Source organism: Streptomyces sp. NPDC052079, assembly GCF_040680275.1.
In the GTDB taxonomy this organism is placed as follows: domain Bacteria; phylum Actinomycetota; class Actinomycetes; order Streptomycetales; family Streptomycetaceae; genus Streptomyces.
In genome coordinates this window covers 50743-73131 of the sequence record NZ_JBFAWL010000024.1, presented here as the reverse complement: position 1 = coordinate 73131, position 22389 = coordinate 50743, and the positions used below count along the sequence as shown (strand labels likewise).

Here is a 22389-nt window from a genome sequence, read left to right as displayed (position 1 = left end):
GTTCTCCGGTGAGAAAGCACCGGCGCCTCCGACGCCTCGTCGTGGACGGAAACGTCTGGCACTGGACCGTGCGGCAGCGGGTGAGACCCGACTACGCCGACTGCCGCCTGACGCTCACCTTCTTCACGGACGGGTACCGGAGCGGCACCGGGCGCCGGCTGTCCCTGGTCTTCGCCCCGGGCCCGCACCGCATCGTGTCGCACACGTACTTCGAGGCGGGCACCGTGATGCGCCTCCCGGACCGCAGCGATCTCAATCTCCACGAACCGGGGTCGGCCCGGCGCCTGCTGGAGGCGGCGGCGCCGGCCCTGGACCTGCGGCCGGCCGACCGGAACGTCGACGTGGACGGCTGGCCCTGCTTCGACCAGGTCGTGGACGGACTTCAGCCCAGCCCCGCCTCCGCCAGCAGATAGGCCGTCATCGGGTCGTAGTGGCGCGGGCTCGTCACGTGGTCGTCCAGCGGGACGGTCACCTGGACCGTGCCCTCGGCCTCGCCGATGAACAGCGCCGGGTCGTTGCAGTCGGCGTATCCGACGGAGTCGACGCCGTACTGGCCTGCGGCGCCCGCCCAGCCGTGGTCGGCGACGACCAGGTCGGGCAGCGGCCGGCCCTCGCGCTCCAGCGCCGTCAGGATCGCCTTCATCGGCGCGCCCGAGTGGGTGTGCCACAGCGTCGCGCCGTGCTCCAGCACCGCCACGTCCGCGAACTGCATCACGTAACCCTCTTCGGTGGTCAGCCCGTCCGGGATGACCAGGATGTCGCAGCCCGCCTCCCGCAGCGCGGCGGCCGTCGCCCGGTGCACGTCCAGCAGACCGCCCGGGTGACCGGTCGCCAGCAGCACCCGCTGTCTGCCCTCCGCCGCCTTGCGCAGCCGCCCGGCCATCCGCTCCAGTGCGTTGACCGTCAGCTCGGGGTCGATGGTGTCCTGCCCGTACCGGTGCTCCGGGTCGTCGTTCACGCCGACCCGCTCGGCCATCACCGCGAGCACGTCCTGCTCGTCGGTCCAGCGCTCGCCGAGCTCCAGGCCGAGCCAGTAGTGCCGGTCGCCGTTGGCCAGCTTCCGGTAGTGGGAGAGGTTGTTCTCGCGCGGCGTGGCGACCTCGCCCGCGATGCGGGCGGTGACCAGGTGTTCGATGAGTTCGGCGCGGCTGGGCGTCCCGGGTATCGGCATGCACCCATTGTGAGGCAGCGAACAAGGGGGCGTCGCTGACGTATCGCACGCTGGGACGTGCGTCACGTACTCAGACGACTCCGTACCGCTACTCACAGCCGTACGTGCCTAGGTACGGCGCAGGGCGAACCACAGTTCCATGCGGACGTCCGGGTCGTCCAGGTCCGCCTCCAGCAGCGCGGCGCACCGCGCGATCCGCTGCCGCACGGTGTTGCGGTGCACGGAGAGTGCCACCGCGGTGCGGTCCCAGCTGCCGTGCAGGGAGAGCCAGGTACGCAGGGTGTCCGTGAGGGCCGGGGTGGCCGCTATCGGCGCGAGCAGCCCCCGCGCGTGGGCGTCCGCGTCCCCTGGCGGGACCAGGTCGGTGAGGGCGGGGCGGTCGTGGTGCCGGACCAGCGGGGTGCGGGTGGCGCGGGCGCGGGCCAGCGCGCGGGCTGCCTGGGCGTCGGCGGCGGGCCAGTCGGGCGGGGCGGCGGCGGTGCTGATGCCGAGGGTCCAGCCGGGGGCCGGGTCGACGGGGCGGTCGGCGGGGACGAGGACGCGGACGGTCCTGTCGTGCGCCAGGTCCACCAGGGCCGACCCGAGGGCCGTGCCGAGGGCGGAGGCGGCGAGGGCGTCGGGGGCGGTGGGGGTGTCCGGTTGTGCGTGCACCACGCGATAGCGGGTTCCGCCGAGGAGCGGTGCGACGTCCTCGGGGTCTGCGCCCAGCAGGAGCCGTACCAGCGCGGAGGAGCGGGCGGTGGCGGTGCGGCTGTGCTGCTCCCCGGTGAGGAGGGAGAGGAGGACGGCGGCGAGGGAGGCGATGGCGTGGTCGCCGGGCTCGCGGTGGCGGGCGGCGACGCCGAGCACGAAGCCGTTGCCGGGGGCGAGGGCGTAGGCGGCGAGGTGGGTGCCGTTGACGGTGTCGCTGGCGGAGGTGGGGGCGGGACGGGGGGTACTGCGCAGCTCACCGCTGTGAGGTGCCCCCGCGCCTGCCCGTGCTGCCCCAGCGGCACGACTGCCCGCAGCTCCGGCCGGCCGGACCAGTGCTGACAGGTTGGTCAGGGCTTCTCTCGCGTCCTCGGGTGGGGGTGTGCCGGCTGTGGTGGTTTCCGTGGTGTCCGGGGCGTAGAGGACGGCCCAGCCGCCGATGCGCTGGGCCAGTTGGTGGAGCACCGGCCGGACCGGGTCCGGGCGGGCCGCCGCCGTGGCGAGGCTCTGCTGGGCCTCCGTGACCCGGCGCAGCTCCGCCAGACGGGCCTGTGCCATCAGCTGCCAGACCGCCCGCGCCACCCCCGAGAACGTGGTCCGCGGCGGCACCTCCAGCAGCGGCAGCCCGTGCATCTCGCACGCCTCCACCAGCGCCCCCGGCACCGTGTCGTGCACCGGTGCCACGCCGAAGCCGAGCGCCGCCCCGCCCGCCGCCACGATCCGCGAGACATAGGCGTCGAAGTAGCCCGCGCCCGCGCCCTCCGGGATGTGCACGCCCGCCGACAGCAGCAGCTCCCCGCCCAGCAGATACGGGTACGGGTCCGCCATCTCCGAGGTGTGGACCCAGTGGACGACGGCACCGGGGTCCTCGGGCCCCCCGATGCGGCGCAGCCCGAGGTCCGCGCGGGCCAGCAGCGCGTCCAGGAGCACGGGGGGCGTGGGCGGAACCGTGGGGTCCGGCATGGTGGACGTTTCCTCCATCCTGCGCGGCCGGTATGGATGAAACGTACACTTCGCAGTCGCTTTTCGGCCACCTAGGGTCAGGTCAATCAGGACACGCCACTGACAGTGCGCGAAGGAGGCCCCCCGCATGGCCGTCGACTATCTGGTCATCGTCGTCTATCTGGCCGGCATGCTGGCCATGGGCTGGTGGGGCATGCGCCGCGCCAAGTCCAAGAGCGAGTTCCTGGTGGCCGGCCGCCGCCTCGGCCCCGCGATGTACTCCGGCACCATGGCCGCCATCGTCCTCGGCGGCGCATCCACCATCGGCGGCGTCGGCCTCGGCTACCAGTACGGCCTCTCCGGCGCCTGGATGGTCTTCACCATCGGCCTCGGACTGCTCGCCCTGAGCGTCTTCTTCTCCGCCCGTATCGCCCGGCTGAAGGTCTACACCGTCTCCGAGATGCTCGACCTGCGCTACGGCGGCCGGGCGGGCGTCATCTCCGGCCTCGTCATGTGGGCGTACACCCTGATGCTCGCGGTCACCTCGACCATCGCCTACGCCACGATCTTCGACGTCCTCTTCGACATCAACCGCACCCTCGCGATCATCCTCGGCGGCTCCATCGTCGTCGCGTACTCCACGCTCGGCGGCATGTGGTCCATCACGCTCACCGACATGGTGCAGTTCGTCGTGAAGACGATCGGCGTGCTGCTCCTGCTGCTGCCCATCGCCGTGGTCAAGGCGGGCGGCTTCGGCGAGATGAAGGCGCAGCTGCCCACCGAGTACTTCGACCCGCTGGGCATCGGCGGCGAGACCATCTTCACGTACGTGCTCATCTACACCTTCGGCATGCTGATCGGCCAGGACATCTGGCAGCGCGTGTTCACCGCCCGCAGCGACCGCACCGCCCGGTGGGGCGGCACCGTCGCCGGCACCTACTGCCTCGCCTACGCCCTCGCCGGCGCCGTCATCGGAACGGCCGCCAAGGTGCTCTACCCCAAGCTCGCCAGCGCCGACGACGCCTTCGCCACCATCGTCAAGGACGAGCTGCCCATCGGCGTGCGCGGCCTCGTCCTGGCCGCCGCCCTCGCCGCCGTGATGTCGACCTCCTCCGGTGCGCTGATCGCCTGTGCCACCGTCGCCAACAACGACATCTGGGCCCGGCTGCGCGGCGTCGTGCGCCCCGAGGGCGAGCAGCACGACGAGGTCAAGGGCAACCGCGCCTTCATCCTCCTCATGGGCCTCGCCGTGATCGGCACCGCGATCGCGCTGAACGACGTCGTCCAGGCGCTGACCGTCGCGTACAACCTGCTCGTCGGCGGGCTCCTCGTCCCCATCCTCGGCGGACTGCTGTGGAAGCGCGGCACCGCGCAGGGCGCCCTTGCCGCCGTCGCCGTGGGCGGTCTCGCCGTCATCGGCCTCATGGCGTCCTACGGCATCCTCGCCAACGAGCCCATCTACTACGGCCTGCTGTCCTCCCTCGCCGCCTACGTCGCCGTCTCCCTGGCGACCCGGCCCACCGACCCGGCCGTACTCGCCGCCTGGCGCGAACGCCTCGCCGGCCGCACCCCCGCACCCGAATCCGTGTCCGAACAGGTCCCCGCCGCCCAGTAGCATCATCAGCGCATACGCGACGAAGCGCAGAAAAGAGAGCAGTTCCCCATGAGCAACGAGACGCCCCGCGGCCCCGTCGACTCCTCCCGCGTCCCGCGCTACGCCGGTCCCGCGACCTTCGCCCGGCTGCCCCGCCTCGACGAGGTCGGCCGCGCCGATGTCGCCGTGGTGGGCGTGCCGTTCGACTCGGGCGTCTCCTACCGGCCGGGCGCCCGCTTCGGCGGCAACGCCATCCGCGAGGCGTCCCGGCTGCTGCGCCCCTACAACCCCGCTCAGGACGCCTCCCCGTTCGCCCTGGCGCAGGTGGCCGACGGCGGCGACATCGCCGTGAACCCGTTCCACATCAACGAGGCCGTGGAGACGATCGAGGCCGCGGCCGACGACCTGCTCGGTACCGGCGCCCGCCTCATGACCCTCGGCGGCGACCACACCATCGCCCTGCCGCTGCTGCGCTCCGTCGCCAAGAAGCACGGCCCCGTCGCCCTGCTCCACTTCGACGCCCACCTCGACACCTGGGACACCTACTTCGGCGCCGAGTACACCCACGGCACCCCGTTCCGCCGCGCGGTGGAGGAGGGCATCCTCGACACCTCCGCCCTCTCCCACGTGGGCACCCGCGGCCCCCTCTACGGCAAGCAGGACCTCACCGACGACCAGAAGATGGGCTTCGGCATCGTCACCTCCGCCGACGTCTACCGCCGGGGCGCCGACGAGGTCGCCGACCAGCTCCGCCAGCGCATCGGCGACCGCCCGCTGTACATCTCCATCGACATCGACTGCCTCGACCCCGCCCACGCGCCCGGCACCGGCACCCCCGAGGCGGGCGGCATGACCTCCCGCGAACTGCTGGAGATCCTGCGCGGACTGGCCTCCTGCAACCTGGTCTCCGCGGACGTCGTCGAGGTGGCGCCCGCGTACGACCACGCCGAGATCACCTCGGTGGCCGCGTCCCACACGGCGTACGAGCTGACCACGATCATGTCCCGCCAGATTGCAGAGGCCCGCGCGAAGTGACTCACGACCACGACCTGGTGCTCCGCCCGACGCCGGCCCAGACGGAGGCCGCGCTGAACCCGCCCCCCGGCCGCAACGGCGGAGACCTGGTCGTGGAGACCCTGGCCGGGCTCGGCGCGACCACCGTCTTCGGCCTGCCCGGCCAGCACGCACTCGGCATGTTCGACGCCCTGCGCCGCTCCGACCTGCGGTACATCGGCCTGCGGGTGGAGAACAACGCCGGGTTCGCGGCGGACGCGTACGGCCGGATCACCGGCGAGGCGGCCCCGCTACTGCTGTCCACCGGCCCGGGGGCGCTGACCTCGCTGGCCGCGCTCCAGGAGGCGGCGGCCGCCTCCGCTCCGGTGCTGGCGATCAGCAGCCAGGTCCCGACCGCGGGGCTCGGCGGCGGCCGCCACGGCTATCTGCACGAACTCCCCGACCAGTCGGCCTCGTTCCGGGGCGTGGTCAAGTCCGTCCACACGGTGCGTACGCAATCCCAGATCGCTTCGGCGATCGCGGAGGCCTGGAAGTCGGCGCTGACCGTCCCGCACGGCCCGGTGTGGGTGGAGATCCCGCAGGACGTCCTGCTCGCGGAGACGATCCTGCCGGCGGTGACGGCGATGGACGCCACCCCGGCCGAGCTGCCCCCGCGCCCCGAACTGACCGCGCTGGCCGCCCATCTGCTCGCGCAAGCGGAGCGCCCCGCGATCATCGCGGGCGGGGGAGTGGTCCGCGCGGACGCCTCCGGCAAGCTGAGGCAGCTCGCCGAGCGGATCCAGGCCCCGGTCGTCACCACCCCCGGCGGCAAGGGCGCGTTCCCCTGGACCCACCCGCTGTCGCTGCAGTCCTGGCTGGAGGACCGCCACACGACGGACTTCCTGGAGGACGCGGACGTCCTGCTCGTCGTCGGCTCGGGCCTGGGCGAACTCTCCTCCAACTACCACACCTTCAGGCCGCGCGGCCGGGTGATCCAGATCGAGGCCGACCTCGGCAAGCTGGAGTCCAACCACCCGGGCCTCGGCATCCACGCGGACGCCCGCCTCGCGCTCCAGGCGCTGCTCGAAACGGTGGAACCGCGCGAGGACGCGACCGCCCCGGAGCGGGTACGGGACCTGCTGGACCGGGTGCGCGCACGCCTCGCCGCCCAGGAACTCACCCTGGAGCAGCAGGTCCTCGCAGCGGTCCGCCGAGCCCTTCCCACCAGCTCGCCGTCGTTCTGGGACATGACCATCCTGGCCTACTGGGCCTGGTCCGCCTTCGACGCCATGGGCCCCAACCACCTGCACTCCGCGCAGGGCGCGGGCGGCCTCGGCTACGGCTTCCCGGCCGCCCTCGGCGCGGCGGTCGCCGACCCCACCCGCCCGGTGCTGGCGGTCTCCGGGGACGGCGGCGCGCTCTACTCCATCGCCGAACTGGCCACGGCCCGCCAGTACGACCTGGACGTCACCTGGCTGATCGTCGACGACGGTGGCTACGGCATCCTGCGCGAGTACATGACCGACACCTTCGGCGAGCCCACGGCGACGGAACTGACCCGCCCCGACTACGTGGCCCTCGCCGAGTCCTTCGGCGTCCCGGGACTGCGCACCACCCCCGAGACCCTGGAGCAGGACCTCGCGAAGGCCCTCGCCACCCCGGGCCCGTCGGTCGTCGTCCTCCCGGCGCTTCTCCGGATGTTCGCCCCGACGCACCTGGACTGAGCCGGGCGGGTCAGCAGCCGCCCGGGCCCACCCCGTCGATCCGCCCGCCGAAGTCGCCGAGGTAGCGGGAGCGCCAGTCGCCGTTGAAGACGTCCCGCTTCTCGACCGGCTGCCAGTTCACGAAGCAGGCCCGGGTGCTCGCGACGAACGAGCCGACGTGGTCGTGGAAGCGGGGCGGCATGTCCCGGTAGCCGCTGCGCGCGGTCCACTCCCAGTAGTCGCCGCCGAAGCCGTCCTTGCTCCAGAAGCACACCGACCCGTCGGGGCAGGACGGAGGCGCGGCCGGCGTGGCGGACGCCGTGTGGGCGGGCAGCAGAAGCGCGGTCAGCGCGAGAACGGCGGCGAGGGACCAGGAACGAGTCTTCACGGCACTCTCCATCAAGGCGTCGCGGAAGGGAATCGCCCCGGCGGACGAGCCGGGGCGATCCCATGTTCCCGACGGAACGGCCCCGACCGCCCCGAGTCACCGCCCACACCACCGAATGGAGCGAACCGGAGGCTCACCGGCGTACTCCCCACCGAGCGCCGAACGCCCCCGCGCGGGGCGCACGGGTCCCGGACACCGGCACCCGGTCCCACAACCCATACGCCGGACCGTTGGTTGCGTGACGAGGCTCCGCCCTCCTCGTCGGCTTCCGTGGACGGGACGCCGGGTGCGCCGCTGGCAGAGTGATCGCCGCCCGCGAACCCGAACGGCAGGAGGAAGCGACATGGAGCTGGTCAGGGATCTGGCGGACCCGGCGCGGCGGGAAGCCGCCTGGGAGGCCCTGAGGTCGCTCGGGGCGGCGGCGGTGCCGTCACTGCTGCGCGAGATGCTGGACGAGGCCTCGCCGGTGGACTGGTTCCGGATAAAGCTGCTCCTGCACGCCGTCGGACCCGCGGCCTACGACGACGTGCTGGCCGCCCTGGAGACCGCACCCGACGAGAAGGCGAGGCGGCGGGTGAGCGCGGTGTTCCGCGGATTGGGCGCCGTGGAGGGCTACGTCGAGGCGTTGTCCCACCCCTCGGCGGCCGTCCGCGAGTGCGCCGTCGTCGGCATCCAGTCCGCCTGCTCGGTGCTGTTCGGCCGCACCCCCGCGTACCGGGGCGACGTCGCTCCGGTGGCCGAGGCGCTCGTCCCCCTGCTCGCCGACCCGGACGCGGACGTGGCCGAGCGCGCCCTGTTGGTGCTGCCGATGCTGGGGGACGTCGTCCTCGCACCGCTGCGGCGAGTACGGTGCGAAGGACCCGGGGCCCTGCGAGCGCCCGCCCTCACGGCACTGGCCGCGGCGGGCGGCGAGGAGGCCCTGTCCGAGCGGGACAGGGCGGCCGTCGCTCGACTGATCCGGATCAAGGCGATCGACGACCGGGCCGAGCCCCTGGAGGCGTGCTCCCTCTCCTGGATCGCGGTCCCCGGCGGGGACCGGGCGGGAATCGCCGAGGTGCTGGGGCTGTACGGCGAACGGCTCGCCACGTTCGCGCTGGGGTACAGCGTCGTCCTTCACGACAGCGACGACTGGCCCGACCACCGCCGCGTGTACGTCACGCCCGAGGTGGACGGCTGGACGCTGGTCCTCGGGCCGTGGTGCAACCCCGTCGATCCGGAACGCGCCGAGGAGGTGCTCGGCGCCGTCACCGCGTTGAGCCGCCGTTACGGCCGGGCCCAGGCGTACTTCTTCGGCGAGCACGGCGGCGGATCCGGTTGGGCACTGGCCGAGGAAGGGGTCGTGGTCCGTCGGCACGACGCCTCCAGCAGGGGCAAGGGGCAGATCTCCGAGATGGGCGATCGGCTCCCTGAGGAGCTCGCGCTGCACGCCGAGTGGACGGGGGCCGAGGAGGAGGCGGCTGAGTGGGAGGACACCAGCCCCTACATGGCCCCCGACCTCGCGCTGCGGCTGGGCGCGACGAGCCCCTTCGCTCTGGGTCCGAGGACTGTCGTCCGCGGCCGGGGCGTCGTGGCGCTCACCCCGCTCGCGGCCGAGCAGGGCGAACCGGAGACGGGCGCATACCGCATCTGAACCGCCCGCCCGCAGGGTGCGGGGGATGAAATCCGCTCCCGGTGGCGTTGGTGCCTTGCGGTAGATCAGGTCGATCGGAGGGCACCCGCGTGACACCGCAACGGGGATGGGCACGGCGACTGGCCGCATACGCGTGGCGGCACCCGAAGGACGTCGTACTCGCCCTGGGCTCCTCCCTGGCCGGCATGGCCGTGATGGCGCTCGTCCCGCTGATCACCAAGGTGATCATCGACGAGGTCATCGGCGACGAGACCAAGGACATGGCCACCTGGGCCGGGCTGCTCGTCGGCGCCGCGCTCGCCGTCTACGTCCTCACCTACATCCGCCGCTACTACGGCGGCCGGCTCGCCCTCGACGTCCAGCACGACCTGCGGACCGAGATGTACGACGCGATCACCCGGCTCGACGGCAGACGCCAGGACGAGCTGTCCACCGGGCAGGTCGTCGGACGCGCCACCAGCGACCTCCAGCTGATCCAGGGCCTGCTCTTCATGCTGCCGATGACCATCGGCAACCTGCTGCTGTTCCTGATCTCCCTCGTGATCATGACGTCGCTGTCCCTGCCGCTCACCGCAGTCGCCCTCGCCGTCGCCCCCGCCCTGTGGTGGATCGCCAAGCGCAGCCGCACCCGGCTGCACCCCTCCACCTGGTACGCGCAGGCGCAGGCCGGAGCGGTCGCCGGGGTCGTCGACGGCGCGGTCAGCGGCGTCCGGGTGGTGAAGGGTTTCGGGCAGGAGGAGCAGGAGACCGGCAAGCTGCGCGAGGTCGGACGGCGGCTGTACGCCGGGCGGCTGCGCACCATCCGGCTGAACTCCCGGTACACCCCGGCGCTCCAGGCCGTACCCGCCCTCGGGCAGGTGGCCATGCTGGCGCTCGGCGGCTGGCTCGCGGTGCGCGGGCACATCACCCTGGGCACCTTCGTCGCCTTCTCCACCTACCTGGCCCAGCTCGTCGGCCCGGTCCGGATGCTCGCCGTGGTCCTCACCGTCGGCCAGCAGGCCCGCGCCGGCACCGAACGCGTCCTGGAGCTGATCGACACCAAGCCCTCCCTGACCGACGGCACCAGGGAACTGCCCGCCGACGCCCCCGCCACCGTCGAGTTCGACGACGTCTCCTTCGGCTACGACCCCGACCGGCCGGTGCTCGACGGGCTCTCCTTCGAGATACGCCCCGGCGAGACCCTCGCCGTCGTCGGCACCTCCGGCTCCGGCAAGTCGACCGTCTCCCTCCTCCTGCCACGCTTCTACGACGTCACACGCGGCGCCGTCCTCGTCGGCGGGCATGATGTGCGGGAGCTGACCGCCGAGTCGCTGCGCGCCGCGATCGGACTGGTCCCGGAGGACTCCTTCCTCTTCTCCGACACCGTCCGCAACAACATCGCCTACGGCCGCCCCGACGCCACCGACGAGGAGATCACCGCCGCCGCCCGCGCCGCCCAGGCCGACCGCTTCATCCGCGAGCTGCCCGACGGCTACGACACCACCGTCGGCGAGCACGGCCTGACCCTCTCCGGCGGCCAGCGCCAGCGCGTAGCCCTGGCCCGCGCGATCCTCAGCGACCCGCGCCTGCTGGTCCTGGACGACGCCACCTCCGCCGTGGACGCCCGCGTGGAGCACGAGATCCACGAGGCGCTCAGAAACGTCATGCGGGGCCGCACCACCCTGCTGATCGCCCACCGCCGCTCCACCCTCAACCTCGCCCACCGCATCGCCGTCCTCGACGGCGGCCGGCTCGCCGACATCGGCACCCACGACGAGCTCCAGCGGCGCTCCCCCCTCTACCGCCGGCTGCTCACCGACCCCGACGAGCTCGGCGCCGTCTCCCCGGGCCACACCCCGCCCGCCGGACCGCAGGAGGACGACGACACCTCCGTCCGCGCGGAGCTCGACGCGGAGTTCGACGCCGAGCGCGGTGTCACCCCGCGGCTGTGGACGGGCGACCGGGAGCCCAAGGACACCGCCCTCGCCGATGCCCCGGCCACCCCGGAGCTCCTCGCCCAGGTCGACGCGCTGCCCCCGGCCAACGACGTCCCCGACATCGACGAGGCGCGCGCGGTCCGCCCGGAGGACTCCTACGGACTGCGCCGGCTGCTGCGCGGCTTCCGGACGCCACTCCTCATCAGCCTCGCCCTGGTCGCCGTGGACGCCGGGATGGGCCTGCTGCTGCCCGTGCTGATCCGGCACGGCATCGACCAGGGCGTGACGCAGGCCGCCCTCGGCGCGGTCTGGGCCGCCTCCCTGCTCGCCCTACTGACCGTGGCCCTCCAGTGGTCGGCGCAGATCGGCGAGACCCGGATGACCGGACGCACCGGCGAACGCATCCTGTACGCGCTGCGGCTGAAGATCTTCGCCCAGCTCCAGCGGCTCGGCCTCGACTACTACGAGCGCGAGCTCACCGGCCGGATCATGACCCGGATGACCACGGACATCGACGCGCTGTCGACATTCCTGCAGACGGGGCTGGTCACGGCGTTCGTCTCGCTGGTCACCTTCTTCGGCATCATGGTCGCCCTGCTGGTCCTCGACGTCGAGTTGGCCCTGGTCGTCTTCGCCACCCTGCCCCCGCTGATCATCGGCACCTACTTCTTCCGCCGGGCCAGCGTGAAGGCGTACGAACTGGCCCGGGAGCGGGTGTCGGCGGTCAACGCCGATCTGCAGGAGTCGGTGTCGGGGCTGCGGATCGTGCAGGCCTTCCGCCGCGAGCGGGACGGCGCACGCCGGTTCGCGGAGCGCAGCGCCGCCTACCGCAGCGCACGCATCCGCGGGCAGTGGCTGATCTCGGTCTACTTCCCGTTCGTGCAGTTCCTGTCGTCCGTCGCGGCCGTGGCCGTGCTGGTCGTGGGCGGCGCCCGGGTCCACAACGGGACGCTGGCGATCGGCTCGCTGGTGGCGTACCTGCTCTACATCGACCTGTTCTTCGCGCCGGTCCAGCAGCTCTCCCAGGTCTTCGACGGCTACCAGCAGGCGTCCGTGTCGCTCGGCCGCATCCAGGAACTGCTGCGGGAGCCGACCTCCACGCGGCAGCCGGACAAGCCGCTCGACGTGCCCTCCCTGCGCGGCGAGATCGCCTTCGAGAACGTGCACTTCGCCTACGGCGACGGCGAGGAGGCCCTCAACGGCATCGACCTCACCATCCCCGCCGGACAGACCGTCGCCTTCGTGGGCGAGACCGGCGCCGGAAAGTCCACCCTGGTCAAGCTGGTCGCCCGGTTCTACGACCCGACGAACGGCCGGGTCACCGCCGACGGCACGGACCTTAAGGACCTGGACCTCACCGCCTACCGGCACCGGCTCGGCGTCGTACCGCAGGAGGCGTACCTGTTCCCGGGCACTGTCCGCGACGCCATCGCCTACGGCCGCCCGGACGCCACCGACGCCGAGGTCGAGGCCGCGGCCCGCGCGGTCGGCGCGCACGAGATGATCGCCACACTGGACGGCGGCTACCTCCACGAGGTCGCCGAGCGGGGCCGCAACCTCTCCGCCGGACAGCGCCAGCTGATCGCCCTGGCCCGCGCCGAACTCGTGGACCCGGACGTGCTGTTGCTCGACGAGGCCACGGCCGCCCTCGACCTGGCCACCGAGGCACAGGTGAACCAGGCGACGGACCGTCTGGCGGGACGCCGGACGACCCTCGTGGTGGCGCACCGTCTCACCACCGCCGCCCGGGCCGACCGGGTGGTCGTCATGGACCACGGCCGGGTCGCGGAGGACGGCACGCACGAGGAACTGCTGCGGCTGGGCGGCCAATACGCCGCGCTGTGGCGGACGTTCGTCGGGGAGGACGTGCCCGCGCCGGCGTGAGGAGGGCGGCCCGCCGCACGCAACCATCCGGCCTACGCCATGCGTCCGTACACGCGTACGCCGCCTGACGCGGCAGGCGCGGTACGGGAGGACGACGACTGTGGGCAACGGAGCGATACGCCGGCGCATCGCGCTGGGCCTTGCGGTGCTGACCGCCTCGGGACTGCTCACCGTGGCCGTGCCGACCGAGGCACAGGCCGCCGCGCACTGCCCGGGGCGCAAGGTGCGGACCCTGCCGTTCTCGACGGGCTCGGTGGTCGTCTACAAACGGGGCGGCTACATCTGCGCCGTCACCGTCGCCAAGAAGCCGGGCGCCAAGCGGAAGATGTCGGTGAGCGTGCGGGCGCGCGGCGGCCGGCCAGTGGTCGACGAGGGCCGCTACACATACCACGCGGGGCCGGTGACCGTACATGCCGGCCGCCGCTGCGTGTGGGTGAAGGGCAAGGTCGGCGGACCATCCGTCAGCTCCGGCTGGATCCTCTGCTGACCCGGCATCCGACCGAGGGTTAACCCTATGTCCCCTGGTGCTGGGGGGAGTTGGTCGAGTAGCTTCCGGCGCACATCTGTCTCACAGGGGAGTGCGCATGCGCAAGGCGCTCAGATGGCTGCTGGCGCTCACGGTGCTCATAGGCACACTGAGTACGGCCGGGGCGGCCACCGCCGCCGAGCCGGAGGCCACCGGCACCACTGACATCAAGGAGAGACTGCTCTCCGTTCCGGGCATGAGCCTGATCGAGGAGAAGCCGTACCCCGGGTACCGCTTCTTCGTCCTCAACTACACCCAGCCGGTCGACCACCGCAGCCCCGCCAAGGGCACGTTCCAGCAGCGGATCACCGTGCTGCACAAGGACACCGCGCGGCCGACGGTCTTCTACACGGGCGGCTACAGCGTCTCCACGACGCCGCGGCGCGCCGAGCCGACCCAGATCGTGGACGGCAACCAGGTCTCCATGGAGTACCGCTTCTTCACTCCGTCCCGTCCCGAGCCCGCGGACTGGTCGAAGCTCGACATCTGGCAGGCCGCCGGCGACCAGCACCGCATCTTCAAGGCGCTGAAGACGATCTACTCCAAGAACTGGATCTCCACCGGCGGTTCCAAGGGCGGCATGACCGCCACCTACTACGAGCGCTTCTACCCGCGCGACATGGACGGCGTGGTCGCCTACGTCGCCCCCAACGACGTGGTCAACAAGGAGGACTCGGCCTACGACCGCTTCTTCCGCACCGTGGGCACCAAGGAGTGCCGTGACCGGCTGAACGCCGTACAGCGCGAGGCGCTGGTGCGCCGGGCGCCGCTGAAGGAGAAGTACGAGGCGGCCGCCGCCGAGAACGGCTACACCTTCGACACCATCGGGGGCCTGGACCGGGCGTACGAGGCCGTCGTCCTCGACTACGTGTGGGGCTTCTGGCAGTACAGCACCCTCGCCGACTGCGCGGACATCCCGGCGGACGCCGCGAACGCCACCGACGACGAGATCTGGACCTCGATCGACACGATCTCCGGGTTCTCCTTCTACACGGACCAGGGTCTGAGCCCGTACACGCCGTACTACTACCAGGCCGGTACGCAGCTGGGCGCGCCGACCATCCACTTCCCGCACATCGAGAAGAAGTACATCCGCTACGGCTACCAGCCGCCGCGCAACTTCGTGCCCCGTTCGATCGACATGAAGTTCGAGCCGTGGGTGATGCGCAGCGTCGACACCTGGGTCCGCCACAACGCCCGGCACATGCTGTTCGTGTACGGCGAGAACGACCCGTGGGGTGCCGAGCCGTTCCGGCTGGGGCACGGCGCGCGTGACTCGTACGTCTTCACCGCGCCCGGCATGAACCACGGCGCGAACGTGGCCGGACTGGTCGCGAAGGAGAAGGCGTTCGCCACGGCCCGCATCCTGGACTGGGCGGACGTCGCCCCGACCACCGTCCAGGAGAACCCCGCGGCGGCGAAGCCGCTGGCGAAGTTCGACGCCAAGCTGGACAAGCGGGACGCCGAGCAGCGGCACACGCTGCGACCGTAGGTATTCGGCGGCACTACACCGGGCGGGCGCAGCCCACCGGTGTGGTTCCGCCGAGCCGGACGTAGAGGGCCGTGGACGCCGGGCAGTCGGACCGGGTGTCCACGGCCTTCGTCACCTTGAACTCCGGCTTCCGCTCGCCGCCCCCGTCGCAGGCCGTCTCCCGGACCTTGCCGTCGCCCAGGTCGTAGACGCAGTCGCCGACGATGGTGCGAGGCCCGCCCCCGCCGCCCGGGTCCCCGGGGTGCGGCGGCTGGAGGTTGCGCATACAGGCGTAGCCGCGCGGCACCGCCCCGTCGCCGTCCTCGTCGAAGGAGGGCCGCTGCTCGCTGATGTGCAGCACGAAGTCCGTGGTCGCCGGGCAGCGCGGACCGTCCCGCACGGTGCCGTCGTGACGGGCGACGACCCGGGCCGCCGCCCGCTCGCTTTGGCACGACACCTCGGTGAAGCTGGTGCGGCCGAAGGAGCTGCACTCGTCGACCGCGAGGAACACCGCCCCGTACCCGGACGGCCGGACCGGCGTCGGTGACACCGTGGCCGCCTGCTCGCCCAGCCGGTCCTGCCCCTGGTCGCCCTGGCAGCCGGTGAGCAGCACCGCGCACACCGCCGCAAACGCGGCCGGCGCCCGCCACCTGATTCCCACGCGCATCGTCATCCCCCCGGACACCCCCGTCCAGCGTGACCCGGCGGGCCGGGTCACGCCAGACATGTGGGCCGGTTTGCGCACGTTGGGTGCGGTGCGTCGGGTGTGTGACGTACGGGCGCTACGTCCGACGAGGTAGGAAGGCCGCCCTGTGGAGCGGGTTCCTAGTAGCGCAGCCCGTGCCCGACCGGGTAGAGCACCGCCGCCGGGTCGTCGGCCCGCTGCACCGGGACCGGCAGCGTCCCGCGCGGGTCCGCCTTGCCCGCGATGACCCGGGCCGCCGCCCGCAGTTCCACGTCGGTCCAGGAGTACGCGGCCAGATACGCCGGCACGCCGGGCAGATGGGCCACGTCGTAGGGGTTGCGGATGGCGCACGCGACCACCGGCTTCCCCGTCGCCAGCAGCTGCTCGACGAGCGTCTTCTGGCTGCTGGACGCGCTGACGTTGTACGTCCCGACGACCACCGCGTCCACGTCCTGGGCCGCCGCCACCGCCTTGGCGACGGTCGCCGCCGATGGCGCCGTGCCCGTGGACAGGGCGGTGGCCGTGAAGCCCAGCTCGTTCAGCGCGCCGGCGAGCACCCCGGTCGGCGGCCCCGTCGTACCGGACGGGGACACCGGGTCGGCGCCGACCACCAGCAGCTTCGGCCGGCTGCGCCGGGACAGCGGCAGCAGGCCGCCCTCGTTGACCAGCAGGGTCGTGGTGCGCTCGGCGATCCGGTCGGCGGCGGCCAGGTGCGCACGCGTGCCGACGGTGCGGTCGACACCGGCGTGGGAGACGTACGGGTCGTCGAACAGGCCCAGTTTCGCCTTCATCCGCAGGATCCGCAGGATCGACTCGTCGAGCCGGGACTCGGTCAGCTCGCCGTCCCGCACGGCGTTCAGGACCGCGTTCCAGGCCACGTCCAGGGACGGCGGGTTGAGCAACTGGTCCACGCCCGCCTTCAGCGCCAGCACCGGCACCCGGTCGTCGCCGTACTTCGTGCGGACGCCCTCCATGCCGAGGGAGTCGGTGACCACCACCCCGTCGTAGCCCAGCTCCTCGCGCAGGATGCCGGTGAGGATCGGGCGGGAGAGGGTGGCCGGGTCCTCGGAGGGGTCGAGGGCCGGGACGACGATGTGCGCGGTCATGATCGAGTCGATGCCCGCGGCGACCGCCGCCCGGAACGGCGGCGCGTCCAGCCGCTCCCACTGCTCGCGGGTGTGGTGGATGTACGGCAGTTTGGCGTGGCTGTCGTCGACCGTGTCGCCGTGGCCTGGGAAGTGCTTGGCCGTGGAGGCGATGTGCGACGACTCGTAGCCCTGGACCTCCGCCGCGACGAGACCAGCCACGGCCTTCGGGCCGGCGCCGAAGGAGCGGACGCCGATGACGGGGTTGGCCGGGTTGACGTTGACGTCGGCCACCGGGGAGTAGTTCTGGCGGATGCCCAGGGCGCGCAGTTCGCGTCCCGCGATCCGGCCGAGGCTGCGCGCGTCGGAGCGGGAGCCGCCCGCGCCGATGGCCATCGCCCCCGGGAACAGGGTCGCGGGCTGGCCCACGCGGGCCACGATGCCGTGCTCCTGGTCGGTGGAGATGAGCACGGGAAGCCCGCGCGGCAGGCCGAGGGAGGCCTTCTGGATGCCGTTGGACAGATCGGCGATCTGGTGCGGGGAACGGGTGTTGTGTGCCCAGGCGAAGTAGATGATGCCGCCGACCCGGTACTTGGCGAGCAGTTCGGCGGCCGTGCGGACGCCGATCTCCTTGAGGTTGGCGTCGATGTCGGCCTGGTCAGGGTCGGTGGCGGAGTGGCCGTAGACCCGCATCACGAACAGCTGGCCGACCTTCTCCTCCAGGGTCATCCGGGAGATGAGGGCGCGCAGCTTACTGTCATGCGCGGCGTCGTGGGCGGCGGAACCGGCGGCCGCGTGGACGGTCCCGCCGGCCGCCAGGGCGGTGGTGACGCCCGCCGTCGCGGCGATGACGGCGCGTCTGGACGGACGTGCGGTGTTACCCGGGCTTCCGGTGCTGCTGTCGGGCACGTGCGCTCCTTTGGAAGGTGATCCGCGGGGACCGGGGATCCGCTGAAGGAAACTGCCAGGAGGTCACCAATATCCGGGAAGTTTCTGCCAGTCAAGGGAAAGCGCAGTAACAGGGAGGGGCCGTCATCGGCGCTAGGGAGGGGGGCGCGCCGATGACGGCGTGCTGCCGGCCGCGGCACGGCGGAGAGGGTGGGTCAGCAATCGCTACCGGCAGCGATGGCCGACACCGCACCACGGAGACTCTTCCGGCAACCTGCCCATGGGACGGACCGGGACCGTTACGGGTTCCCCCGCCGACCGGGATTCCGCCAAGTCGGTACCGGGGGTACGGAGGGGGTCGGCGGGGCGTGTGGGCGGGCGCCGGGTGCTGGGATCAGCGGGGCCTGTGCGCCGACACCTCGGGCCAGTGCTCGCCCAGGGTGCGCACGGTCTCCGCGATCGCCGGGCGGCGGGCCGCGCCGCTGCGCCACAGCGCGTACAGTCGCCGTACGGGCATGGGGTCGAGGGGCACCTCCACCACGCCCTCCGGCAGCGGACCGCGCCCCAGCCGGGGAATCAGCGCGATGCCGAGCCCGGCCGCGACCAGGGCGACCAGGGTCGGGTTCTCGTCGGCCTGGTGGACGATCTCCGGCTCGTGCCCGGCCGCGCGCAGGGTGCGCACCAGCCACTCGTGGCAGACCCGCCCCGGCGGCTGGCAGATCCACCGCTCACCGCCCAGCTCCTCCCGCCGCACCGCCGTACGGCCCGCGAACGGATGCCCCTCGGGCACCAGCAGATCGCACAGGTCGTCCCCAATGACCGCCTGCTCCACGCCCGCCGGGGCGGGCAGCGGCGCGATGTCCCAGTCGTGCGCGATCACCAGGTCGACGGCACCCTTGGCGACCAGGTCGACCGAGAGATGGGGATCGATCTCGGTGAGCCGGGTGTCCAGCGCGGGGTGACGGCGGGCCAGGTCGGCCAGGACGGGCGGCATCAGTCCCCGCGCCGCCGAGGCGAACGCGGCGACGGTCAGCCGTCCGGCCGGCACCCCGCGCCGTTCCTCCAGTTCCGTCTCCGCCCGCTCCACGATGGCGATCAGCTCCTGGGCGGCGCGCACCAGCTGATGCGCCTCGTCGGTCAGCCGTACGCCCCGCCCCTCCCGCTCCAGCAGCACGGTCCGGGTCTCCCGCTCCAGCTTGGCGATCTGCTGGGACACGGCGGACGAGGTGTACCCGAGCGCTGCGGCGGCGGCGCCGACGGTGCCGTGCACCGAGACCGCGTGCAGGGCGCGCAGACGCTGGAGGTCGAGCATGGCGGCGGCTCCCCGATCGGTTAGCGATGCTTCATTCCACCATGCAGGAATCATCGCTGGTGCTGAAATGTGACGGGCGGTGATCATCGACGTATGCGACCTTCCCACGTGCTCCTCGCAGTCCTCGTCGCCGCCGTGTGGGGCGTGAACTTCACCGTCATCGAGGTCGGACTCGACCACTTCCCGCCGCTGCTCTTCTCCGCCCTGCGCTTCCTCGTGGCGGCGCTGCCCGCGGTGTTCCTCGTGGGGCGGCCCAAGGTGGCGTGGAAGTGGATCGTGGGCGTGGGCCTGGCGCTGGGAGTGGCCAAGTTCGGGCTGCTGTTCGTCGGCATGAACGCCGGGATGCCGGGCGGCCTGTCCTCCCTGGTGCTCCAGATCCAGGCGGTGTTCACGGCCCTGTTCGCCTTCGCGCTCCTCGGCGAACGCCCCTCCCGGGTCCGTCTGGTGGGGATGGCAGTGGCGCTGGCCGGCATCGGGGTGGCGGCGGTTGACGAGGGCGCCTCGGGTCCGCTGCTCGGCTTCGCCCTGGTGGTCGCGGCGGCGGCCTGCTGGGGCGTCTCCAACATCCTCACCCGCAAGGCGGCACCCCCGGACGCCCTGAACTTCATGATCTGGGTGAGCACGGTCCCCGTCCTGCCGCTGCTGGCGCTCTCCCTGCTGCTGGAGGGCCCGTCGGCCGGCCTCGACGCGCTGCGCGGCCTGGACTGGCAGGGCGCGGGCACCGTGCTCTACGTCGCCTGGGTCGCCACGGTCTTCGGCTTCGGCGCCTGGGGCTGGCTGCTGCGCCGTTACCCCGCCTCCACGGTCGCGCCCTTCTCCCTGCTGGTCCCGGTCTTCGGCATGTCGTCGGCCGCCCTGTTCCTGGGCGAGTCGGTCACCGCACTGCGGTGGTGCGCGGCGGGCCTGCTGGTGGGCGGGGTGGCCCTGGCATCGGTGAGGGTCGCGCAATCCGCTGGACGCACGGAGCCGCGCAGGGAAGACGCCCCGGTCGGCGGATGAGGGGAAGGGTTGCGCGCAGGCTCACGCCGACTCGGTCAGCAACCGCGTCAGGTGCTCACGGCCCGGGCTGAGCAGACCCGGCAACGGCGCCGCCGCCTCGTACCAGCGCTTCTCGTACTCCCAGCACAGCCAGCCCTCCCAGCCGTGCCGGGAGAGGACCTCCACGACATCGGTGAGCGGAAGCACCCCCGCGCCGAGCGGGAGCGGTGTCGTGTCCTCGGCGGAGGCGATGTCCTTGACCTGGACATAGCCGAGGTGCGGGGACAGCGTCGCGAAGCTCTCCACGGGCTGTTCGCCGCCGAGCCAGGTGTGCATCACGTCCCACAGCGCGCCCACCCGGCGGTGGCCGACCAGACCGAGGATCCGCATCGCGTCGGCGCCCGTGGGGTGCGAGTCGTGGGTCTCGAGCAGGATGCGTACGCCCAGATCGTTGGCGTGCTGGGCGGCCGTGCCCAGCCGTCGCGCGGCCGTGGCGTCGGCCTCTTCGGGGGTCTGCTCGGTGCCGCCGCCGGGGAAGACCCGCACGAAGGGCGCGCCGACGTCATGGGCGAGGTCCAGCAGGGCCCGGACCTCGGCGAGCACGGGCTCGTCCGCACCGGGAGCGGCCACCCGGGCATAGCCGGCGAGGCCCAGGATCTCGACACCGGCCGCCTTGAACTCGGCGGCCACGTCCGCACGTTGTTCGGGGGTGAGACCCGGGTGGACGGGTTCCTCGGGGTGGGTGCGCAACTCGACGCCGTGATAGCCGTGCGCCGCGGCAAGCCCCACCACCTCACTGACCGCCAGACCGGGAACACCAAGAGTGGAGAACGCCAGCTTCATAATCCGGACACTACCCCGCCCACCCCAACCACACCCGCAACCCCGGCACCCTCTAGATACGCGGGAGATCTCCCCCCAGGGGCGCGGGGAACTGCGCAAACCCCCCCACAACCGGCACCCGACCCCGCACCGGCCACCCCCCAACCCCAGGGGCGCGGGGAACTGCGCGAAAACCCCCACAACCGGCACCCGACCCCGCACCGGCCACCCCCCAACCCCAGGGGCGCGGGGAACTGCGCGAAAACCCCCCCACGACCGGCACCCGACCCCGCACCGGCACCAGCCACCCAGGGGCGCGGGGAACTGCGCAAACCACCCCCCAACCCCCCCGCCTCACCCCCGCGGCACCCCCGTGGACCCCCGCACCATCAACTCCCCCCGCACGGAAGCGACCCCACCCAGCGGCGCCTCCTCCCGCCCCATCGCAATCCGCCCGGCCCGGGCCCCCGCCTCCGCCAACGGCAACCGCACCGTCGTCAGCGCCGGCACCGCGTCGATGCTGAACGGCAGATCATCGAACCCCGCCACCGACACATCGTCCGGAATCCGCAGCCCCGAGTCCCGCAGCGCCGCGCACGCCCCCAGCGCGACGGAGTCGTTCGCCGCGACAACAGCCGTCAACGACGGGTCCCGGCGCAGGAGTTCGAGCGTGGCCTCGTACCCCGACCGCCGGTCGTACCGCCCGTACACGGTCCAGCGCGCATCCTCCTCGATCCCGTGCCCGGCCAGCGCGGCCCGATGCCCCTCCAGCCGGTGACGCGTGGTCGTCCGTTCCTCGGGACCCGCGACGTACCCCACCCGCCGGTGCCCCAGCCCGATCAGATGCTCGGTGAGTTCCTGCCCGCCGCCACGGTTGTCGAAGGTCAGCGCGACCGCCCCGGTCTCCGGCGCCTGCGGCCGCCCGCACAGCACCACGCGCGTCCCGGCGTCCGCCAGTTTCCGCAGCTTGGCGTCCATCGCCGCCTGGTGCTCCGCGTCCTCGATCGCACCGCCGGTCAGCACGACCGCCGCCGCCCGCTGCCGCTGGAGCAGGGTGAGATAGGTGAGTTCACGCTCGGGGGAGCCGCCCGTGTTGCACACGACCGCGAGTCTCTCCCCGCCGGCACGCCCGCCCGGCCCCCCGATCTCCGACTGGATGGCGCCCGCCATGATCCCGAAGAACGGGTCGGCGATGTCGTTCACCAGGATGCCGACCAGGTCGGACGTGGCGGCGGCGAGGGCGCTCGCGTGGCCGTTGAGCACGTAGTCGAGTTCGTCCACGGCCTTCAGCACCCGTTCGCGGGTGGACGCGGCCACGGGATAGTTCCCGTTGAGCACGCGCGACACCGTCGCGGGTGAGACCTGTGCACGCGCCGCCACGTCCGCCAGGGTCACCGTCATGTCTCGTCCTCCGTCGGCGTCTCGTCGGGGTTCGGAGCAGACCCTACGGCTCCAAACCCGTCCGTTCGCCCCCTCGAACAAGTCGGCCACGCGACGCCCTTGTCCGAAACGTCAGACGCTACGACCTGACACGCAAGACGGCGGGTATCGCCAGCCCCCCTGCGGGCAATCGTGCCGCTGGGGCGGCACGGGTGGGCGCAGACGGCACCCCGCAAGCGCCGGGCTGCGCACCCCCCACCCGGCCGACACCGACAAGGCGCACCCCGTCAAGCAGCTTGCGCGGGTCGCAAGCCGTGCGGTGCCGGATCGG

General features: G+C 72.5%; 17 protein-coding genes. 9 read left to right on the top strand and 8 right to left on the bottom strand.

Annotated elements, in window-relative coordinates; all coding sequences use genetic code 11:
- Positions 1-8: 8 nt before the first annotated feature.
- Positions 9-413 carry a hypothetical protein gene (locus tag AB0L56_RS27075; protein WP_365427522.1) on the top strand — a complete coding sequence of 135 codons (405 nt, stop codon included), beginning with the start codon at positions 9-11 and terminating at the stop codon, positions 411-413.
- Here AB0L56_RS27075 and AB0L56_RS27070 read toward each other — a convergent pair.
- Positions 383-1171, bottom strand: a complete 789-nt coding sequence (locus AB0L56_RS27070; protein ID WP_365427520.1) for a phosphatase — start codon at positions 1169-1171, stop codon at positions 383-385. The genes AB0L56_RS27075 and AB0L56_RS27070 overlap by 31 nt on opposite strands.
- 108 nt (positions 1172-1279) lie before the next feature.
- Positions 1280-2824 carry a helix-turn-helix domain-containing protein gene (locus AB0L56_RS27065; protein ID WP_365427517.1) on the bottom strand — a complete coding sequence of 515 codons (1545 nt, stop codon included), beginning with the start codon at positions 2822-2824 and terminating at the stop codon, positions 1280-1282.
- 127 nt (positions 2825-2951) lie between these two features.
- Here AB0L56_RS27065 and AB0L56_RS27060 point away from each other — a divergent pair, with 127 nt between their 5' ends.
- Genes AB0L56_RS27060 through AB0L56_RS27050 form a run of 3 tightly spaced genes read left to right on the top strand, consistent with a single transcriptional unit; the run spans position 2952 to position 7114 of the window.
- Positions 2952-4418 (top strand): sodium:solute symporter, encoded by a 1467-nt coding sequence (locus AB0L56_RS27060; RefSeq protein WP_365427514.1) that lies wholly within the window; start codon positions 2952-2954, stop codon positions 4416-4418.
- Between the two features lie 48 nt (positions 4419-4466).
- Positions 4467-5432 (top strand): agmatinase, encoded by a 966-nt coding sequence (speB, locus tag AB0L56_RS27055; RefSeq protein WP_361035787.1) that lies wholly within the window; start codon positions 4467-4469, stop codon positions 5430-5432.
- Positions 5429-7114, top strand: coding sequence for a thiamine pyrophosphate-binding protein (locus tag AB0L56_RS27050; RefSeq protein WP_365427511.1), 1686 nt, complete (start codon positions 5429-5431; stop codon positions 7112-7114). The genes speB and AB0L56_RS27050 overlap by 4 nt, the downstream gene beginning before the upstream one ends.
- A 10-nt stretch (positions 7115-7124) precedes the next feature.
- Here AB0L56_RS27050 and AB0L56_RS27045 read toward each other — a convergent pair whose 3' ends face one another.
- Entirely contained in the window at positions 7125-7481 is a 357-nt protein-coding gene (locus AB0L56_RS27045; protein ID WP_365427508.1) for a peptidase inhibitor family I36 protein, read from the bottom strand.
- 343 nt (positions 7482-7824) lie between these two features.
- Here AB0L56_RS27045 and AB0L56_RS27040 point away from each other — a divergent pair, with 343 nt between their 5' ends.
- From AB0L56_RS27040 to AB0L56_RS27025, 4 genes are all read left to right on the top strand, one after another.
- Positions 7825-9111, top strand: coding sequence for a hypothetical protein (locus AB0L56_RS27040; RefSeq protein WP_365427505.1), 1287 nt, complete (start codon positions 7825-7827; stop codon positions 9109-9111).
- 89 nt (positions 9112-9200) lie between these two features.
- Entirely contained in the window at positions 9201-12911 is a 3711-nt protein-coding gene (locus AB0L56_RS27035; RefSeq protein WP_365427502.1) for an ABC transporter ATP-binding protein, read from the top strand.
- A gap of 100 nt (positions 12912-13011) precedes the next feature.
- Entirely contained in the window at positions 13012-13398 is a 387-nt protein-coding gene (locus AB0L56_RS27030) for a hypothetical protein (protein ID WP_365427499.1), read from the top strand.
- 97 nt (positions 13399-13495) lie between these two features.
- Entirely contained in the window at positions 13496-14929 is a 1434-nt protein-coding gene (locus AB0L56_RS27025; protein ID WP_365427496.1) for a S28 family serine protease, read from the top strand.
- 13 nt (positions 14930-14942) lie between these two features.
- Here the strand turns inward: AB0L56_RS27025 and AB0L56_RS27020 are convergent, their stop codons facing one another.
- The 3 genes from AB0L56_RS27020 to AB0L56_RS27010 form a co-directional block, all read right to left on the bottom strand.
- On the bottom strand, positions 14943-15581 hold the full coding sequence (locus tag AB0L56_RS27020) for a hypothetical protein (protein WP_365427493.1): 639 nt from the start codon (positions 15579-15581) through the stop codon (positions 14943-14945).
- A gap of 152 nt (positions 15582-15733) precedes the next feature.
- Positions 15734-17587, bottom strand: a complete 1854-nt coding sequence (locus tag AB0L56_RS27015; protein WP_365427490.1) for a glycoside hydrolase family 3 N-terminal domain-containing protein — start codon at positions 17585-17587, stop codon at positions 15734-15736.
- A gap of 373 nt (positions 17588-17960) precedes the next feature.
- Positions 17961-18878 carry a LysR family transcriptional regulator gene (locus tag AB0L56_RS27010; protein WP_365427487.1) on the bottom strand — a complete coding sequence of 306 codons (918 nt, stop codon included), beginning with the start codon at positions 18876-18878 and terminating at the stop codon, positions 17961-17963.
- 93 nt (positions 18879-18971) lie between these two features.
- Here AB0L56_RS27010 and AB0L56_RS27005 point away from each other — a divergent pair, with 93 nt between their 5' ends.
- The gene (locus tag AB0L56_RS27005) at positions 18972-19877 is read left to right on the top strand and encodes an EamA family transporter (protein ID WP_361035757.1); all 906 of its coding nucleotides are present in this window, start codon (positions 18972-18974) and stop codon (positions 19875-19877) included.
- A gap of 21 nt (positions 19878-19898) precedes the next feature.
- Here the strand turns inward: AB0L56_RS27005 and AB0L56_RS27000 are convergent, their stop codons facing one another.
- Together AB0L56_RS27000 and AB0L56_RS26995 are read right to left on the bottom strand one after the other, a co-directional pair.
- Positions 19899-20699, bottom strand: coding sequence for a sugar phosphate isomerase/epimerase family protein (locus tag AB0L56_RS27000; RefSeq protein WP_365427484.1), 801 nt, complete (start codon positions 20697-20699; stop codon positions 19899-19901).
- Positions 20700-21032: 333 nt separating this feature from the next.
- A complete protein-coding gene (locus tag AB0L56_RS26995) occupies positions 21033-22079 on the bottom strand; it encodes a LacI family DNA-binding transcriptional regulator (protein ID WP_365427481.1) in 1047 nt (348 codons plus the stop codon).
- Positions 22080-22389: the final 310 nt, after the last annotated feature.